Here is a 16,680-nt window from a genome sequence, read left to right as displayed (position 1 = left end):
CGCTTTCGGGGTGGTGGGAAGATGCCTCAGATCTGGCTCAGCGCCGTATCCAGCTTGTCGTCCTGATCGTTCCAGCCCCCGGGCAAGGTCAGTTCGGCGCGGATCGCGCGGGCCAGATGCTGGGTGATGCGGACCTTCTGGGTGATGCCCTGACGCTCGGCCTCCAGCGCCTTGCGCCCGCCATATCCATGGAAGTCCAGATGCACCGGGTTCTCCTGCAGCACCGCACCGGTGCGGGCGTCGCGCACCACCATCAGGAAATCGATGGTATGCCGACCACCGACGGAATAGCGCGCCTTTTCGGTCAGCGCGTGAAAGCGCGACACGGTGATCTCGACCTTCACCTCCTGCGCGCCCTCCAGACCGTCGCGGCTGCGTTCGAGGCTTGCCTGAAAGATCTTGCCAACCTGCTCCTTGCGGTTGCCATAGGGGTCTTCCCGCCACACGATATCCGCATAGGGATGGTACATGTTGGCCTCGGAGACCGTCAGGTCCTGCGGCACCTTGATCTCGAAATCCACGACTTTGTAGCGCGCGGCCGGGGCCGTTCGCATATCGGGCGCAGGCCGGGGCAGCGAAGCTGTCCGGTAGCCCTCGGGTGTGTCCGGGACGACCTTGGACGGAACGGCCTCGAACGGCGCATTGCGTGTCACCGTCGTCGAACCACATGCGGAAACGCCCGCCATGAGAACCAGTACCGAAACCAAGCGAAAGGTCTTCATCTGTTCAGGCCTTCTTCCCGATCCCCGGTTGGGGTAATATTTCGTTAACCACTCCCTAGGCGGGAATCTGGGCGCGTTTGCGGCGCAGAGCAGGCAATACGGTGCCAGCAGGCTCAGAGTTCGGATTTGCACGGTAACCCTTTACTGTAACCCTTTACTGTTAGCGGTAACAGGTGTAGGTGAAAGCTAAACGCACAGGATCGGAGGCTCCCATGTCCCTCAACGACACCATCGCATCGGTCACGACCCGCATCGAGGAGCGGTCTGCCACCATGCGCGCCACCTATCTCGACCGCATGCGTCGCGCCGCCGACGAGGGCCCGCGCCGCGCCCACCTGACCTGCGGCAACCAGGCCCATGCCTATGCCGCCATGGGCGACGACCAGAACGCGCTGGCCACCGGCACCGCGCCGAACCTCGGGATCGTGACCGCCTATAACGACATGCTCTCGGCGCATCAGCCGTTCGAGCGGTTTCCGCAACTGATCCGCGATGCCGCACGCGCCACCGGCGCCACGGCGCAGGTCGCGGGCGGCGTGCCCGCCATGTGCGATGGCGTCACCCAAGGTCAGGTCGGCATGGAACTGTCGCTGTTCTCGCGCGACGTGATCGCGCTGGCCGCCGGTGTCGCGTTGAGCCACAACACCTTTGACGCCGCCGTCTATCTGGGCGTCTGCGACAAGATCGTGCCGGGCTTGATCATCGCCGCCGCCACCTTCGGCTATATCCCGGGACTGTTCCTGCCCGCCGGTCCGATGACATCCGGCTTGCCCAATGACGAAAAGGCGCGCATCCGCCAGCTTTTTGCCACCGGCGAGATCGGTCGCGACGAGCTGATGAAGGCCGAGATGGAAAGCTATCACGGTCCGGGCACCTGTACGTTCTACGGCACGGCGAACACCAACCAGATGCTGATGGAGTTCATGGGCCTGCACCTGCCGGGCGCGTCCTTTGTGAACCCGAATACTCCGCTGCGCGATGCGCTGACCGTGGCAGGCGCGCAGCGCGCGTTGGAGATCACCAATCTGGGCAACGACTACCGCCCGGTCTGCGACGTGCTCTCGGAAAAGGCCTTCGTGAACGGCATCGTCGGGCTGATGGCCACGGGCGGATCCACCAACCTCGTGCTGCACCTGCCCGCCATGGCGCGCGCTGCCGGGGTCCATCTGGAACTCGCCGACTTCGATGAGATCTCGTCGGTGACGCCGCTGATGGCCAAGGTCTATCCCAACGGTCTGGCCGACGTGAACCACTTCCACGCCGCCGGGGGTCTGCAATACATGATGGCCGAGTTGCTTGAGGCGGGCCTGCTGCATGACGACGTCATGACCGTCGCAGGCGACGGCCTGTCGCGCTACACGCAGGAACCCAAGCTGGAAGGCGACCGGATCGAGTGGGTCGAGGCCGACCGCCAGACCCAGAATGACAAGATCCTGCGCCCTGTCGGCGATCCCTTCCAAAAGACCGGCGGGCTGAAGCAGCTTTATGGCAATCTGGGCCACGGCATGATCAAGGTCTCCGCCGTCGCCCCCGAACGCCATGTGATCGAGGCCAAGGCGCGTGTCTTTCAGGATCAGGAATCAGTCAAGACCGCCTTCAAGAACGGAGAATTCACCGAGGACACCATCGTCGTCGTCCGCTTTCAGGGGCCTAGCTCCAACGGCATGCCGGAACTGCACGGGCTGACCCCGACGCTGGCGGTCCTGCAGGACCGCGGGCTGAAGGTCGCGCTGGTCACCGATGGCCGCATGTCCGGTGCATCGGGCAAGGTGCCCGCCGCGATCCACGTCTCGCCCGAAGCGAAGAATGGCGGCCCGTTGGCCAAGCTGCGCGACGGCGACATGGTCAGGCTGGACGCGGTCAACGGCACACTGGATTGCCTTGCCGAAGATTTCGAAACCCGAGAGAACGCCACCGCCGACCTGACCGGCAACGGCCACGGTGTTGGCCGCGAGTTGTTCGAAGCCTTCCGACAGAATGTCGGCCTCGCCTCGAACGGCGCCGCCGTGGTGGTCTGACCCCTGTTTCTTCTTGGTCCAAATACCCGAAATCCATCGCCCGCAAGGAGCACTGCCCATGATCACCCCCCAAGACGCCAGCCAGAAAGCGCGCGCCCTGTGCGAGATGGCCCCGGTCATCCCCGTCCTCGTCGTCGACGATGCCGCGCAAGCAAAAGGGCTTGCAACCGCGCTGGTCGCCGGTGGCTTGCCCGTTCTCGAAGTCACCCTGCGCACGCCCGCCGCGCTGGACGTCATCCGTGAAATGGCGCAGGTCGAGGGCGGCGTGGTTGGCGCCGGGACCTTGTTGACCCCGAAGGACGTGCAGAATGCTGTGGATGCGGGGGCGAAATTCGGCGTCTCGCCGGGCGCGACCGACACCATCCTGTCAGCCTGCGAAGAGGCGGGCCTGCCCCTGCTGCCCGGCGCCGCCACCTCGTCCGAGGTCATGCGCCTGCTGGAACGTGGCTATACCGTGCAGAAATTCTTCCCGGCCGAGGCGAATGGTGGGGCACCTGCGCTCAAGGCAATCGGCGCGCCGATCCCGCAGGTCAGCTTCTGCCCGACCGGGGGCGTGTCGATGAAGAACGTGAACGACTACCTGTCGCTGTCGAACGTTCTGTGCTGCGGTGGCAGCTGGGTCGCCCCGGCGGACAAGGTCAAAGAAGGCGATTGGGCCGCGATCGAACAGCTTGCCCGCGAGGCTGCCGCCCTGCCGCGCTGAAAACGCGGGTAGAAGCCGCTTCGAAGCGGCTTGATCCAAGCGCCTTCAAAGGCGCTTGGCACGCAAATTCGAATTTGCGTCCTTCAAGGCTTTTCGAAAAGCCTTGCGCGCCTCAGTCGCGCGGCCGCGATTTCCAGCCGCCGCGGCGGCGCGGACGCTGCATCGGCACCAGCGCCTCTTGCAAGACGATGGTCATCGGATGATCCGGCTGACCATGGCGCTCCAGCAGGGTCCGTATGGGCCCTTCGGTTCCGCAATCGGCTGGCATCGACAGCGCCCAATCCATGAAAATCGAGCGGCATTCCCCGGCGGTGATCCCCTCGATCTTGTAGGCCTCGGAAATCAGACCCTTCGGGTCCTCTGCACTTCCCTTGCTGTTCATTCATCCGTCTCCAGAGCGGGCAAGACCCGCGAAATCACCTCTGCCGCGCGGCTGGCCGCGCCTTGCAACGCATCCCTCAGCGCGTCGATCCCCTCGACGCCGGTCAGTCGCCCAAGGAAAGCGCAACCGCCCTGCCCCAGCACCGCCGGGTCGAGCGCCTCCTCACTGACCAGCCGCGCGCCGATCTGCAAGGCCCAGAACAGCCGGTAGCTGTCGATCAGCGTGTCTTGCTCGGACTTGTCCAGCCAGTCGGCCAACCCTAGCGCGCGCGGCGACTGCCGCACGGCCTTTCGCGACAAAAGCGAGGCCGCCTGCGCCACCAATTCGATATCCTGCATCCGGCCCGGACCGATCTTAGCCTCATAGGCATCGCCGCGCCCCTTCGCATCGAAGATGCGTTTGCGCATGACGGCCACTTCGCGCAGGACGCGATCCTTGTCGCGGGGCCGTGCCAACAGCTCTTCGCGGAAGGCCTCGACATCCGCCGCCAGCGCCGGTGCGCCGGCCACGACCCGCGCACGGGTCAGGGCGAGATGCTCCCAGACCCAAGCCTCGGTCTGCTGGTAGTCCTGAAACGCCGCCCAAGAGGTCGCGACCGGCCCCTGATTGCCCGAGGGACGCAGGCGCATGTCGACCTCGTAGAGACGCCCCTCGGCCATCGGCGCGGTCATGGCCGTCACCAAGGCCTGCGTCAGGCGCGCATAATACGTCCGCGAAGCCAGCGACTTGCGCCCTTCGGAAAACTCCACCCCATCGGGATCGTAGATCACGATGACGTCCAGATCGGACCGCGCATGCAGCCGCCCCGAACCCAGCGAGCCCATGCCCAGCACAACCGCCCCACGCCCCGGCGCGGGGCCATATTTCAGCGCGAATTCCGCCTGCACCACCGGCCAGAGCGCTGCCAGCGTCGCTTCGGCCAGATCGGCATAGGCGCGCGCGGCCTCCTCGGCCTCCATCAAGCCGCGCAACAGGTGGACGCCGACGCGGAAATGCCATTCCTTGCCCCAGCGCCGGGTCAGGTCCAGACGGCGCTCATAATCCGGCTCATCCTCCAACCGGTCCGCCAGTTCCCGCCGCAGCGCATCGCGACCCGGCCAAGCGGCAAAGAAATCGCCCCCGATCACGGCATCGAAGACGCTGGCATTGCGCGCCAAGTATCGGCCCAGATCGGGCGCCGTCGCCACGATATCGACCACCAGATCGACCAGATGCGGGTTCGCCTCGAACAGCGAGAACAGCTGTACGCCCGCGGGCAGCCCGGCGAGAAAGCCGTCAAACGCCACCAGCGCCTCTTCGGGGCGCGGTGAGGCGGCCAGCCTGCGCAGGATCTCGGGACGCAACCGGCGGAAAATCGTCACCGCCCGTTCCGAGCGCAGGCACGGATAGGTCGGCCAGCGCGCGGGAATGTCGCTGTCCTCGAACACATCCGACGTTTCGCCCCCGCCGCTTTCGGGCGCAAAGAACCCTTCGGTCAGCTCATGCACCTCGGTCAGCCGTTCGGTCAGTTCGATCTGGAGATCCTCGACCGACAGGCCCATCAGGCAGGCCACCCGCTCCATCCCTTCGGTCGACTTGGGCAGGTCATGGGTCTGCGCATCGTTGACCATCTGGATACGGTGCTCGACCTCGCGATGGGCGCGGTAATGATCGGTCAGGATCTGCGCCACTTCGCCCGGGATCCAGCCCTTCTCCGCCAGCACCGCCAGCCCGTCACAGGTGCCGCGCACCCGCAAATCCGGGTCGCGCCCCCCGGCGATCAATTGCCGGGTCTGGGTAAAGAACTCGATCTCGCGGATGCCGCCACGCCCCAGCTTCATGTTATGCCCCGGCAGGGTGATCGGCCCACCCAGACCCTTATGCTCGCGGTAGCGCAGCCGCATGTCATGGGCGTCCTGAATGGCGGCGAAGTCGAGATGCTTGCGCCAGACAAAGGGCTTGAGCGTGTCCAGAAACCGCCCCCCGGCCTCTTGATCGCCCGCGCAGACCCGCGCCTTGATATAGGCCGCGCGCTCCCACGTGCGGCCAAGGCTCTCGTAATAGCGTTCCGCCGCCTCCATCGCCATGCAGACCGGCGTCACCGCCGGGTCGGGGCGCAGCCGCAGATCGGTGCGAAAGACATAGCCCTCGCCCGTCAGGTCGTTCAACGTGCCGGACATCTTGCGCGTCGCCCGCACCAAGGCCTGCCGCGCCTCGTGATACTCCGCCGGATCATAGCGCGTCTCGTCGAACAGGCAGATCAGGTCGATATCCGAGCTGTAGTTCAGCTCGCCCGCGCCCATCTTGCCCATGGCCAGCACGACCATGCCCGCCGCCGTGTCTAGATCGGCATCGGTCATGCCCGGCAGTTTGCCGCGCTTGATCTCATGCGCGAGCGCCGCGCGCAGCGCCAGCGCCACCGCGTCATCGGCAAAGGCCGTCAGCGTGCCCGTCACCTTTTCCAAGGGCCACGCCCCCGACAGGTCGCACAGCGCGATCATCAGGGCGATCCGCCGCTTGGCCACGCGCAGGGCCGCGCCCAGCTGGTCCGGCGGGGTCTCGTCCAGCGCCGCGCCAATGGCAGCCACCGCCCGTTCCGGCGCCTCGACGGCGCCTTCCAGCCAAGCCGCCTCCTTCAGGATCAAGCCCATCAGATAAGGCGAGGTGCCACCGGTGCCGCCGATCAGCTCGGCCAAGGGGCCGGACGCCCAGCCACATGCCTCGCGCACCTCGCGCGCGCGGTCTGGATCGAAGGGGCGTGGCAGGCGGGTGATCGTGTCTTGCAAACTCATGGCGCAACATGGCCACGGCTTTTGGCAAAGCGCAACACCCGCTTGCACCGGCCTGCCCCCTCGCCCATCTTGCGCGAAAAGGAACCGCCATGAGCAAATCCCTCAAACGCGTGCGCGCAGCGCTTCAGGCCGCCGGACTGCCCGATGACGTCACCGAAGTCGGCGCCGCCCGCACCGCGCAGGAGGCCGCCGACAGCCTCGGTTGCGCGCTCGACCAGATCGCCAAGTCGATCATCTTTCGCGCCGAAACAACCGGCGAGGCGGTTCTTTTCCTGACCGCCGGGGGCAACAGGGTCTGCGCCGACAAGGCCACCGCCCTCGCCGCAGAGCCGCTGGGCAAGGCCGATGCGGCGCTGATCCGGGCGCAGACCGGCTTTGCCATCGGGGGCGTCGCCCCCATCGGCCACCTGAACCCGATCCGGGCGTGGTTCGATCCCCGCCTTCTGGACTTCACGCAGGTCTACGCCGCCGCTGGAACGCCGCGCCACCTCTTCGCGCTCGACCCTCGCCTGCTGCCCGCACTCACCGGCGCGCAAAAAGCCGATTTCACACTCTGATCCCGGTTTCTTCCGGCCCAAAATACCGTGGGTGAGGCGCAAAGCGCCGAGGGCGAAGCCCTCTAAGCGACTGACGAAAAACACAACCTCCGATAAATGTAAAAAACCTTCACATCACCCCTTGCAAAGCCGGGCCGCAATTCCGATCTCCTGTAATGTGAAAGACATTCACATAGCAACTCAAACACGGAGAGAGACATGACCACCGCCGCTTATACGACCCAACTGCCCGCCCAAGCTGGCTGGCTGTCGCGGGCAGAGGCCTGGCTCGATGCCAAGGGCAAAGGCGCCTGGATCGCGGCCATGGTTCTTGGGTTCATCTTCTTCTGGCCCGTGGGCCTCGCCCTTCTGGCCTACATGATCTGGAGCAAACGCATGTTCGGAAAATCCTGCCGCCACCGTGCCCCGTCCGTCCGCCATCAGGCGTGGCAGGCGATGAAACCCTCGGGCAACCGCGCCTTCGACGCCTACAAGGCCGATACGCTGGCGCGTCTGGAAGCCGAGCAGGACGCCTTCGAATCCTTCCTGGAACGCCTCCGCGAAGCCAAGGACAAGGCCGAGTTCGACCAGTTCATGGATGACCGCGCCAAGCGTGCGAAAGAAGCCAAGGACGCCCCGGTTTCGGAAAACGAAGAGGCCTGATAGCCTTGCTACGCCGGTCCCCCACGGGGGGCCGGTCCCTCATGACGACAGGACCCAAGGAATGTATAGCGAATCGATGACCCACCTGCCCGACCCGGAGCGTCAGGGCGAATTCTACGCCTCCGTCCCCGTCAAGCGCGGTCTGGCCTGGGTCGTGGACACGATCCTGATCGCGCTGATCACCACGGTGCTGGCGCTGATCTCCATCGTGGGCGTGTTTTTTTGGCTGGCGATCTTCGTCGGCGTCAGTTTCGTCTACCGCTGGGTGACCATCGCGCTGGGATCGGCAACGCCAGGCATGCGCCTGATGGCGATCGAGTTCCGGGACGCCTATGGCCGACGGCTGAATTCGATGCAGGCCTTCCTGCACACCGTCGGCTATTTCGTGTCCTGGGGCTTCGGGGTGGTGCAACTGGCCTCGATCATCTTCATGATGACCACCGAACGCGGTCAGGGCCTGACCGACATGGTGCTGGGAACCACGGCGCTAAACCGCCGTGCATAAAACCTGCGGCGCTGAACCGCCGAGCCTGACAAAGACACGTGCCCCGGGCCTGACCCGGGGCCTCCGGCCCGGATTAACCCTGACCTCAAAATTCCGCGAAAATCCGCAAACTCGCCATTTTCGGGGGGTTGGCGAAATCCATCATCATTGTTACCGTTTTGTTAAACGTCCCGAGACAAACCTCGTCTCATTGGACGACGCCTTTTTTGGACACGGACGACAATGCGCCATTCGCTGCCCCTTGCGCCGCAATTCTATGTGACGGCCCCCCAGCCCTGCCCCTATCTCGAGGGCCGGATGGAACGGAAGCTGTTCACCGCCCTGCAAGGCGACAACGCACAGGTGCTCAATGACAGCCTGTCCAAACAGGGCTTCCGCCGTAGCCAGAACGTGCTCTATCGCCCGTCCTGCTCGGATTGCGCGGCCTGCCTGTCGGCACGCATCGACGTGACCCGGTTCACGCCAACCCGCTCGCAGAAACGCGTATGGAAGAAGAACGCCCATCTCCAACGGCGCGCGACCAGCCCTTGGGCGACCGAAGAGCAATACGACCTCTTCCGCCGCTATCTGGATGAGCGCCATGCCGATGGCGGCATGGCCGATATGGACGTGTTTGAATTCGCCGCCATGGTCGAGGAAACGCCGATCCGCACCCGCGTGATCGAATATGCCGATCAGGACAGCGGTGACTTGATCGCGACCTGCCTGACGGACATGCTCGATGACGGCCTGTCCATGGTCTACAGCTTTTACGAACCCAGCCAGATCAAGCAATCCCTCGGGACATGGATGATCCTCGACCATATCGAGATCGCGCGCGAGGCGGGCCTGCCATACGTCTATCTGGGTTACTGGGTGCCGGGCTCGGACAAGATGGGGTACAAGGCGCAATTCGATGCCCTTGAACTGTATGTCAAAGGCGAATGGGTGCCCATGACCACGCCCGAGGATTTCAGCCCCGAGACCCACCCGCTCTCGACCGATCCGATCGCCGAGCAGGTGGCCAATATCTCATTCCCCGACAGCCGCGCCTGAAATCAGGTCAACAGCGCCGGCAGGATTGGCGTCAGGGCAAAGCTGACCGCCAGCAGGGCCGCCATGCGCATGCGGCGGCGCAGCCGCACATGCATCGGCAAGGGTCGCGCAAGTAACAGCGCGGCGGGGTCTTCCGCTTGCAGGATGGCCCGGTTGTGCCAAGTCGGCCCCGGACGATGCACCGGACCAAGGGAACGATGGCCGATGCGATGCCCGGGCCGCTTGATTTCGGGGTCGCGCACAGCGCGCGATTGGGACGAATAAAACGCATTCAACTGAGAACTTGCCATAACACAATCCTCCGTCTGTTTCCGGATAACGCCCGGGACTGACAGCAGATTGGAGATCGTTTGCGGTCTCGAAACGGAGACAGTGGTATTTTTTCGGGGCATTCTCTTAAAAAGTGTGACACCTTTAGGGCGATCCCCCACACGTAAAAAGGGCCACCCTCGGGGCGGCCCTTTGCTTTTCATGTCATGCGGATCAGTTCGGCATCAGGTCCGGCACGATGGTCACGATCCCGGGGAAGAAGGCGAGGATCGCCAGCCCCACCACCTGGATCAGCACGAAGGGAATGACCCCGCGATAGATATGGCCGGTGGTGACTTCCTTGGGTGCGACACCGCGCAGGTAGAACAGGGCAAAGCCGAAGGGTGGTGTCAGGAACGAGGTCTGCAAGTTGACCGCGATCATGATCGTCACCCATTTCGGATCGAAATGCGCGCCGTAGATCACCGGGCCGACGATCGGCACGACGATGTAGATGATCTCGAGGAAATCCAGCACGAAGCCCAGCACGAACAGCACCAGCATGACGATCAGGAAGACCGTCCGCACATCATCGAAGCTTTTCAGGAAAAGCTGGATGTAATGCTCGCCCCCGAAAGAGATCACCACGAGGTTCAAGAGCTGCGAGGCGATGAGGATGGTGAACACCATGCTCGTCACCTTGGCCGTCTCTCGGACCGCAGGCGTCAACACGCCCGAGCGGAACAACACCCAGCAGCTGAACAGCAGGCCGAACAGCGCGTACAGGTAGGCCGCATAGGCAAAGAAGAACGCGACCCAGGATTCGAAGTTGACGTTCTCCGTGTTGATGCGCAGGTCGAAATTCACCCCGATCAGGATCATGATGATGACCGCGAGGGTCGACCAGATGATGATCTTGGGCGAGCGGTCCTCGTCCTGCAGCTTGCGATAGGCCGCCAGCATGATTGCCCCGGCGGCCCCCAGCGCCGCCGCGGGCGTCGGGTTGGTGATGCCGCCAAGAATCGACCCCAGCACCGCCACGATCAGGACCAGCGGCGGGAAGACCACGCGCAGCAGATCGTTCTTTGACAGGCGCTTCATCGCTTCGGTCACACCATACAGCGCGATGGCCCACGGGATCAGCATCACGATCACCGTCCAAAGCGACGACGTGGTCGGCGCGATGAACAGCGCATCCACCAGCAGGCCCAGCACGATCCCCCCGGCCCCGATCAGCAGCGGGCGCGGATCGGACATCGGCGAGATGCCCCGTGCCACCGCAAGGATCAGGCCGAACACCACCGCGATCAGGGCAATCCCGGTCCCGATGGGCGCGGCATTGGCGATCTTGGCGACGCGCAGGGCTTCGATCTCTTCCGGGGTCAGGCGATGCGCAGTCTGCACGCCACCGGCCTCGTCGATCGCCTGTTGTTCGGCCACGGCCTCGTCCCAAGCCTCTTGGCCATGCAGTTCGATCATCGAGGCCTTGCACTGTTCACCGACATTGGTGCGCAGGCTTGCCGTCGCCCCCTGATCCGAGAAGCTGTCGACCTGCGTGGATTGCGACCCGATGAGGTTGACCTGCGTCAGCAGCATCATGCCCGCGATCAGTGCGATCGGCACGCCGAGGAACCAGGTAAAGGCCTCGCCTCGGGTGCGCGGCTCGCTGTCGCCCGCGCCCAGTTCCACGGCCGGGGCCTTGGACGGGTTGAGCATGGCGTAGCCAAAGGCATAGGCCGCATATAGCCCGGCCAGCAGGATGCCGGGCAGCAAGGCCGCCTGGAACAGCGTGCCCACCGACACGACCGCCGGTTCACCCAGATAGGTCAGCGCATCGGTACAGCCTGCATCGACGGCGCGGGTTTCCTGCGCCGAGGAGTAAAGATCCCCGGCCAGCGTCCCCAGAAGAACGATCACGATCGAGGGCGGGATGATCTGGCCCAGCGTGCCGCTGGCCGCGATCACACCGGTCGCCAGTTCCGGCGAATAGTTGTTGCGCAGCATGGTCGGCAGGGCCAGCAGGCCCATCGTCACCACGGTCGCCCCGACGATCCCGGTCGAAGCCGCAAGGAACGCGCCCACGACGACGATCGACACGGCCAGACCGCCCGGCAAGGGGCCAAAGACCCGCGCCATGGTGGTCAGCAGATCGTTCGCGATCTTGGACCGTTCCAGCACGATCCCCATCAGCACGAACATCAGCACCGCCAGCAGCGTCTCGATCGACTGGCCCGCGATCACGCGTTCGTTGATGCGGTTGGTGATGAAGCCCACATTGCGCGACAGCGCGTTTTCCCAGCCACCGGCGGGAAAGATCGACTCGGTCGCGATGCGGGGCAGGTCCGGGTATCGGAAGGTGCTGATCGTGCCCTCGGCCACCCCGCTGGCAACCAATGCGTTATAGGCCTCGGACGAGGTGTCGATGGCCTGGTGGATCAGGATCCCGGCGCTGTCGAGCGCCGCAATGATCCCGAAGGAAATGACACCCGCCCCGCCGATGGCGAACGCCACCGGGAAGCCCGACAAGATTGCCGAGAAGAGCGTCAGGAAGACGATGATCAGGCCGATTTCGACCCCATCCAATCCGAATAGCATGTCTGTTGCTCCCTCAGAATTCCGCGTGGTCGTAGGGCTCTTCGCCCGCTTCGATCACGTCCTTGTCCAGATACTTGCCCTCGGCCTCGGGGCCTTCGCGCCACTCTAGGAAGGAGCGGTAGAAAAATGCCCAGGCCTGGATGAAGATCAACGCGATCATCACCACCATCAGGATCTTGAACAGGAAGTAGCCGTTGAAGCCGTTGGGGCTGAAGCCGATGGTCTCGACATTCCAGCGCAACGCGCGCGCCTTGAGCTCCATCCGCTCGATCGGATCGGTCGGCGAGACCGGCGGCACCACCAGCGAGCGCCACATGAAATACCAGTTATACATCCAGATCAGCACCGCCATCGGCAGCATGAAGAACAGCGAGCCGAACATGTCGATCATGCGCTTCTTGCCGTGGGAAATGGCCGAATAGACCAGATCGACCCGCACATGCCCGCCCTGCACGAAGGTGTAGGTCAGGCACAGCGCCACGACCATCGCATTGTAGAGCTTCAGCTCCTCGGCATACCACGAGATGTCGAAATCCAGCGGGATGCCAAAGCCGAACACCATGTCGGGCCGGGTAAAGATGCGCTGCATGAAGACGATCAATACCTGTTGCAGTACCATCAAAAGGCCCGCCCATGCAAAGAAGCGGCCCACGGTGTTGGCCAATCCTTCGAGCACGCGCACCACGCCCCAAAGGAATTCCCCCTTCCACACGCCAACGGCAAAGATGACCAGGAAGAAGGTCAGGCAGACGAAGAAGAACTCCACCGAAGCGCCGTAATAGACGAACTTCATGATCGCGGTCTTGTCCGACCAGTCGAGCCATGTCGACGGATGCGTGATCGCGTATCCCAGATTGTAGAAGGCCAAGGCAATGTTCTGGATCACCCACCAGATACCCCCGGCCAAGACGGCAAAGAAGCCGCCCCCGCCTGTCTCTTCCATGATTTCCCCCTCGTTTGCCGGTGTCCCCGGTCATCTTGGCTTTGGGCGCAAGGCTCTTGGACCTGCGGAAAGGCCCCCGGCATGCGGGGGCCTTTCGAATGTCTTCAAAGGGGTTACTGACCCAGAACGCGGACGCGCTGCTGGACGTAGAAACCATCCGACTTGTTGATCCAGCTTGCCGAGTTGGCGAGGCTTTCCTCGAACGATGCGCGGATCTTGGCGAACAGCTCGTCGTTCATGTTTTCGTCCATGACTTCCTTGGACGCGGCGCCGAAGGCATCCCAGACATCGTCCGAGAATTGCATGGTGCGCACGCCCTGCGCCTGCAGACGGGCCAGTGCGGCACCGTTGTTGGCCAGCGTTTCGGCCAGCTGGTAATGCGTGGTCGCCATGGAAGCGTAGTTCAGGATCGCCTGCTGCTGCGCGGTCAGGTCGTTCCAGACGTCGAGGTTGACGTTGGCCGACAGCGCCGAGCCCGGCTCGTGGAAGCCCGCAGTGTAGTAGATCTTCGCCACTTCTTGGAAGCCGGCGCGCTCGTCGGCCATCGGACCGACCCACTCCAGACCGTCGATCGCACCCGAGGACAGCGCCTGATACAGTTCGCCGCCGGGGATGTTCTGGACCGATGCGCCCAGCTTGCCCAGCACCTGACCGCCAAGACCCGGCATCCGGAACTTCAGACCGTTGAAATCGTCGGCCGACTTGATTTCCTTGGAGAACCAGCCACCGGACTGCGAGCCCGAGTTGCCGGCCATCAGGCCCTTGAGGTTGAAGATCTGGCCCAGCTCGTCATGCAGATCCTGACCGCCACCATGGTAGTACCAGTTGACCATTTCCTGCGCGGTGCCACCGAACGGCACGGCGGTGAAATAGGCGTAACCCGGGTGCTGCGAGATGAAGTAGTAGTCGGCGGCGTGGTACATGTCTGCCTGACCCGAGGACACGGCGTCGAACACTTCGAACGCGCCGACCAGTTCACCCGGGGCTTTCTTTTCGATGGTCAGCTGGCCATCGGACAGCTCGCTGACGAATTTTTCCAGATAGCTTGCTGCATCATCCAGCACGGCAAAGCCGCGCGGCCACGAGGTGACCATGGTCAGGGTGCGCTTGCCCTGTGCATAGGCCGGAGCGGCCAGACCGGTGGCTGCGGCAGCGCCCGCACCAACGGTCGAGGCGCGAAGGAATGAACGGCGATCCATATGAATCCTCCCAAAGGTTCTTGTTGGTGCGCCGGGCTCCCCACCCGGCGCGGATCGGTTAGAGTGCGGCAACATTAGGCAGCGCATTTTCGTATGGGAATACCCATTGCTACGTAGACCGGGCGGTTTTGGTGCGGAAACCTGACCGAAACCGTGGTCAGATATTGGGCGATCCGGGGCAGAAACCGGCAGTTGGGCGGATTGTGATGCCCAAAAGGGGCCTTCTCGGATGATTCCATTGACCTTGCGCCCGCTCCTTCACAATGCCGCAGCGCCGCCTCTTGCCCTGCGCGGCGCTCTGCGATTAGCTGCCGTCATGCGCCTGCACCTGACCTACGGGCAGAAGCTCTTTCTGCTGGCCTCCGTGCCGTTGATCGTCGCGGCTGCGGCGATCGCGCTGCTTGTGGCGGCGCAGTCGCGCGATCTGGCCGAGCGCGAGATCCGGCAGCTGGAAACCCAGCTGATCGAGGCCAAGAAGCGTGAATTGCGCAACTACGTCACGCAGGCCCGCAACGGGTTCTACTTCATCTATGGGTCCGCCGCCCCCGATGACGAGGCCGCCAAGCAACAGGTGATGCAGATCCTCGCGGCGATGATCTATGGCGAGGAGGGCTTCTTCTTCGTCTATGACTATGACGGCACGAACCTCGTCTCGCCCCGCCAGACCGACATCATCAACACCGACATGTGGGACCATGTCGACGGCGACGGCACTCCCGTCGTGCAGGACTTCATCTCGACGGCCCGCCAAGGGGCGGGCTATGTCACGCATCTGTGGCCCAAGCCCTCGACCGGTGTCGAGGCGCGCATGATCACCTATGTGACCTCGTTTCCAAGCTGGCGTTGGGCGGTCGGAACCGGCGTCTTCATCGACGACATCCTCGCCTCGGTCGCCAATACGCGGGCCGAGGTCGAGGCGCGGGTCAGGCGGACCTTTCTCTATATCGGGGGGATCACCCTTGCGGCGCTGCTGTCGGTCTTTGCCTCGGGGTTGTTCATCAACATCCGCGAACGGCGGCTGGCCGATGCCAAGTTGAAGCAGTTGACCCAGCGCGTCTTCGATGCGCAGGAAGAAGAGCGCGGTCGCGTTGCCCGTGAATTGCATGACGGGATCAGCCAGATTCTCGTGGGCGTCAAATACGCGCTCGACGTGACGCGGCGGCGCATCACCACCGGTGACGCGCGCGCCTCGGATACGCTGGACAAGGGCATCGGCAATCTCGGCCTCGCCATTCAAGAGGTCCGGCGGATCAGCCGCGACCTGCGCCCCGGCGTGCTCGACGATCTGGGCCTTGGCCCGGCGATCAAATCGCTGACCGATGATTTCCGCACCCGCACCGGGATCGATGCGCAATTCGAAACCGTGGTGTTTCGCAATCGTCTCGATCAGGACGCCAAGATCGCGCTCTATCGCATCGCACAAGAGGCGCTGACCAATGTCGAACGCCATTCCTCTGCCACCGAAGTGCGGCTGGACCTGCGCGGTCACCGCGCTGGCGCCACCTTGCGCGTGACCGACAACGGCACCGGGCTGGGCGAGCGGCGCAACACGCAAGGCATCGGTTTGAAGAACATGCAGGAACGGATGGACCAGTTGGGCGGCACCCTGCGGGTCTTGTCCTCGAAAACCGGCACGGTTATCGAGGCGACCGTCCCCTTGACCCACCTCCTGCCGCCCGAGCCGGGCGCGGCACAGATGAAGGCCTTGCCATGACCGATCCCTGCACCCGTGTCGTCGTCGTCGATGACCACCCGATGGTCGCCGAAGGGATCGAGGCCATTCTCGACAGCTATGACGACCTCTGCGTCGTGGCCACGCTGTCCGACGGGCGGCAGATGATCGACCGGCTCGAAGAGCTGTCGCCCGATGTCATCCTGATGGATTTGAACATGCCCGGTCTGGGCGGGCTGTCCGCGACCGAGATGATCCTCGAACGGCGGCCAGAGACGCGCATCCTGATCCTGTCGATGCATGACACGCCCGAATACATCTCGACCGCGCTGTCGCACGGCGCGCGCGGCTATGTGCTGAAGGATGTGCCGACCGAAGAGATCAAGACCGCCATCGACACGGTGATGGCCGGCGAACGCTACCTGTGCACCGGGGCCGAGGGCGCGATCGCCCCGCAAGCCGCCCCGCTGCGCGAGGCGTTGACGACCCGCGAACAGACGGTTCTGCTGCAACTGGCGCAGGGCAAGTCGAACAAGGAGGTGGCGCTGGCGCTGGATATCTCGGTGCGCACGGTGGAAACGCACCGCAAGAACCTGAAGCGCAAGCTGGGCATCAGTTCTACGGCGGGGCTGACCCGCTACGCACTGGAACATGGCGTGCTTCAGGGCACGGGGCGGAATTTCTGAG

Annotated in this window: 15 protein-coding genes; 8 read left to right on the top strand and 7 right to left on the bottom strand. The window is 63.9% G+C overall.

What is annotated here, in order from left to right; all coding sequences use genetic code 11:
* Window positions 1-26 precede the first annotated feature (26 nt).
* The gene (locus tag D8Z78_RS08785; protein ID WP_121629679.1) at window positions 27-722 is read right to left on the bottom strand and encodes a DUF6778 family protein; all 696 of its coding nucleotides are present in this window, start codon (window positions 720-722) and stop codon (window positions 27-29) included.
* Window positions 723-934: 212 nt separating this feature from the next.
* Here D8Z78_RS08785 and edd point away from each other — a divergent pair, with 212 nt between their 5' ends.
* Both edd and D8Z78_RS08775 read left to right on the top strand, forming a co-directional pair.
* The gene (gene edd / locus D8Z78_RS08780; RefSeq protein ID WP_121629680.1) at window positions 935-2,740 is read left to right on the top strand and encodes a phosphogluconate dehydratase; all 1,806 of its coding nucleotides are present in this window, start codon (window positions 935-937) and stop codon (window positions 2,738-2,740) included.
* Between the two features lie 58 nt (window positions 2,741-2,798).
* Window positions 2,799-3,443 (top strand): bifunctional 4-hydroxy-2-oxoglutarate aldolase/2-dehydro-3-deoxy-phosphogluconate aldolase, encoded by a 645-nt coding sequence (locus D8Z78_RS08775; RefSeq protein ID WP_206169657.1) that lies wholly within the window; start codon window positions 2,799-2,801, stop codon window positions 3,441-3,443.
* Between the two features lie 112 nt (window positions 3,444-3,555).
* Here the strand turns inward: D8Z78_RS08775 and D8Z78_RS08770 are convergent, their stop codons facing one another.
* Together D8Z78_RS08770 and D8Z78_RS08765 are read right to left on the bottom strand one after the other, a co-directional pair.
* Window positions 3,556-3,825 (bottom strand): hypothetical protein, encoded by a 270-nt coding sequence (locus D8Z78_RS08770; RefSeq protein WP_121629681.1) that lies wholly within the window; start codon window positions 3,823-3,825, stop codon window positions 3,556-3,558.
* Entirely contained in the window at window positions 3,822-6,596 is a 2,775-nt protein-coding gene (locus D8Z78_RS08765; protein ID WP_121629682.1) for a [protein-PII] uridylyltransferase family protein, read from the bottom strand. Before D8Z78_RS08765 ends, D8Z78_RS08770 begins: the two co-directional genes overlap by 4 nt.
* A gap of 89 nt (window positions 6,597-6,685) precedes the next feature.
* On the opposite strand from D8Z78_RS08765, the gene D8Z78_RS08760 reads away from it, so the two are divergent.
* The 4 genes from D8Z78_RS08760 (at window position 6,686) to D8Z78_RS08745 (ending at window position 9,335) form a co-directional block, all read left to right on the top strand.
* A complete protein-coding gene (locus D8Z78_RS08760; RefSeq protein WP_121629683.1) occupies window positions 6,686-7,153 on the top strand; it encodes a YbaK/EbsC family protein in 468 nt (155 codons plus the stop codon).
* Window positions 7,154-7,351: 198 nt separating this feature from the next.
* Window positions 7,352-7,795: a DUF2852 domain-containing protein gene (locus D8Z78_RS08755; protein WP_121629684.1), complete on the top strand. Its 444-nt coding sequence runs from the start codon at window positions 7,352-7,354 to the stop codon at window positions 7,793-7,795.
* 61 nt (window positions 7,796-7,856) lie between these two features.
* Window positions 7,857-8,300 carry an RDD family protein gene (locus D8Z78_RS08750; RefSeq protein WP_420824310.1) on the top strand — a complete coding sequence of 148 codons (444 nt, stop codon included), beginning with the start codon at window positions 7,857-7,859 and terminating at the stop codon, window positions 8,298-8,300.
* A 222-nt stretch (window positions 8,301-8,522) separates the two neighbouring features.
* On the top strand, window positions 8,523-9,335 hold the full coding sequence (locus D8Z78_RS08745; RefSeq protein WP_121629685.1) for an arginyltransferase: 813 nt from the start codon (window positions 8,523-8,525) through the stop codon (window positions 9,333-9,335).
* 2 nt (window positions 9,336-9,337) lie between these two features.
* Here D8Z78_RS08745 and D8Z78_RS08740 read toward each other — a convergent pair whose 3' ends face one another.
* The 4 genes from D8Z78_RS08740 to D8Z78_RS08725 all read right to left on the bottom strand — a co-directional run bounded on the left by D8Z78_RS08740 (window position 9,338) and on the right by D8Z78_RS08725 (window position 14,321).
* Window positions 9,338-9,577 carry a hypothetical protein gene (locus D8Z78_RS08740; protein ID WP_164932923.1) on the bottom strand — a complete coding sequence of 80 codons (240 nt, stop codon included), beginning with the start codon at window positions 9,575-9,577 and terminating at the stop codon, window positions 9,338-9,340.
* A gap of 241 nt (window positions 9,578-9,818) precedes the next feature.
* Window positions 9,819-12,179 (bottom strand): TRAP transporter large permease, encoded by a 2,361-nt coding sequence (locus D8Z78_RS08735; protein WP_121629687.1) that lies wholly within the window; start codon window positions 12,177-12,179, stop codon window positions 9,819-9,821.
* Between the two features lie 13 nt (window positions 12,180-12,192).
* On the bottom strand, window positions 12,193-13,122 hold the full coding sequence (locus D8Z78_RS08730) for a TRAP transporter small permease subunit (RefSeq protein WP_121629688.1): 930 nt from the start codon (window positions 13,120-13,122) through the stop codon (window positions 12,193-12,195).
* Between the two features lie 113 nt (window positions 13,123-13,235).
* Window positions 13,236-14,321 carry a TRAP transporter substrate-binding protein gene (locus D8Z78_RS08725; RefSeq protein ID WP_121629689.1) on the bottom strand — a complete coding sequence of 362 codons (1,086 nt, stop codon included), beginning with the start codon at window positions 14,319-14,321 and terminating at the stop codon, window positions 13,236-13,238.
* Window positions 14,322-14,637: 316 nt separating this feature from the next.
* Here D8Z78_RS08725 and D8Z78_RS08720 point away from each other — a divergent pair, with 316 nt between their 5' ends.
* Together D8Z78_RS08720 and D8Z78_RS08715 are read left to right on the top strand one after the other, a co-directional pair.
* Entirely contained in the window at window positions 14,638-16,035 is a 1,398-nt protein-coding gene (locus D8Z78_RS08720; protein WP_121629866.1) for a cache domain-containing protein, read from the top strand.
* On the top strand, window positions 16,032-16,679 hold the full coding sequence (locus D8Z78_RS08715) for a response regulator transcription factor (RefSeq protein WP_121629690.1): 648 nt from the start codon (window positions 16,032-16,034) through the stop codon (window positions 16,677-16,679). The genes D8Z78_RS08720 and D8Z78_RS08715 overlap by 4 nt, the downstream gene beginning before the upstream one ends.
* Window position 16,680 lies beyond the last annotated feature (1 nt).

The organism is Tropicibacter alexandrii (assembly GCF_003667315.2).
In the GTDB taxonomy this organism is placed as follows: domain Bacteria; phylum Pseudomonadota; class Alphaproteobacteria; order Rhodobacterales; family Rhodobacteraceae; genus Tropicibacter; species Tropicibacter alexandrii.
The sequence above is the reverse complement of the archived record's forward strand: the minus strand, read 5'-3'. Positions and strand labels throughout refer to the sequence as shown.

What these genes read in the sequence shown, in the direction of transcription:
- D8Z78_RS08785 (WP_121629679.1), bottom strand. Translation starts at nt 722, where the DNA reads ATGAAGACCTTTCGCTTGGTTTCGGTACTGGTTCTCATGGCGGGCGTT.
- edd (WP_121629680.1), top strand. Translation starts at nt 935, where the DNA reads ATGTCCCTCAACGACACCATCGCATCGGTCACGACCCGCATCGAGGAG.
- D8Z78_RS08775 (WP_206169657.1), top strand. Translation starts at nt 2,799, where the DNA reads ATGATCACCCCCCAAGACGCCAGCCAGAAAGCGCGCGCCCTGTGCGAG.
- D8Z78_RS08770 (WP_121629681.1), bottom strand. Translation starts at nt 3,825, where the DNA reads ATGAACAGCAAGGGAAGTGCAGAGGACCCGAAGGGTCTGATTTCCGAG.
- D8Z78_RS08765 (WP_121629682.1), bottom strand. Translation starts at nt 6,596, where the DNA reads ATGAGTTTGCAAGACACGATCACCCGCCTGCCACGCCCCTTCGATCCA.
- D8Z78_RS08760 (WP_121629683.1), top strand. Translation starts at nt 6,686, where the DNA reads ATGAGCAAATCCCTCAAACGCGTGCGCGCAGCGCTTCAGGCCGCCGGA.
- D8Z78_RS08755 (WP_121629684.1), top strand. Translation starts at nt 7,352, where the DNA reads ATGACCACCGCCGCTTATACGACCCAACTGCCCGCCCAAGCTGGCTGG.
- D8Z78_RS08750 (WP_420824310.1), top strand. Translation starts at nt 7,857, where the DNA reads ATGTATAGCGAATCGATGACCCACCTGCCCGACCCGGAGCGTCAGGGC.
- D8Z78_RS08745 (WP_121629685.1), top strand. Translation starts at nt 8,523, where the DNA reads ATGCGCCATTCGCTGCCCCTTGCGCCGCAATTCTATGTGACGGCCCCC.
- D8Z78_RS08735 (WP_121629687.1), bottom strand. Translation starts at nt 12,179, where the DNA reads ATGCTATTCGGATTGGATGGGGTCGAAATCGGCCTGATCATCGTCTTC.
- D8Z78_RS08730 (WP_121629688.1), bottom strand. Translation starts at nt 13,122, where the DNA reads ATGGAAGAGACAGGCGGGGGCGGCTTCTTTGCCGTCTTGGCCGGGGGT.
- D8Z78_RS08725 (WP_121629689.1), bottom strand. Translation starts at nt 14,321, where the DNA reads ATGGATCGCCGTTCATTCCTTCGCGCCTCGACCGTTGGTGCGGGCGCT.
- D8Z78_RS08720 (WP_121629866.1), top strand. Translation starts at nt 14,638, where the DNA reads ATGCGCCTGCACCTGACCTACGGGCAGAAGCTCTTTCTGCTGGCCTCC.
- D8Z78_RS08715 (WP_121629690.1), top strand. Translation starts at nt 16,032, where the DNA reads ATGACCGATCCCTGCACCCGTGTCGTCGTCGTCGATGACCACCCGATG.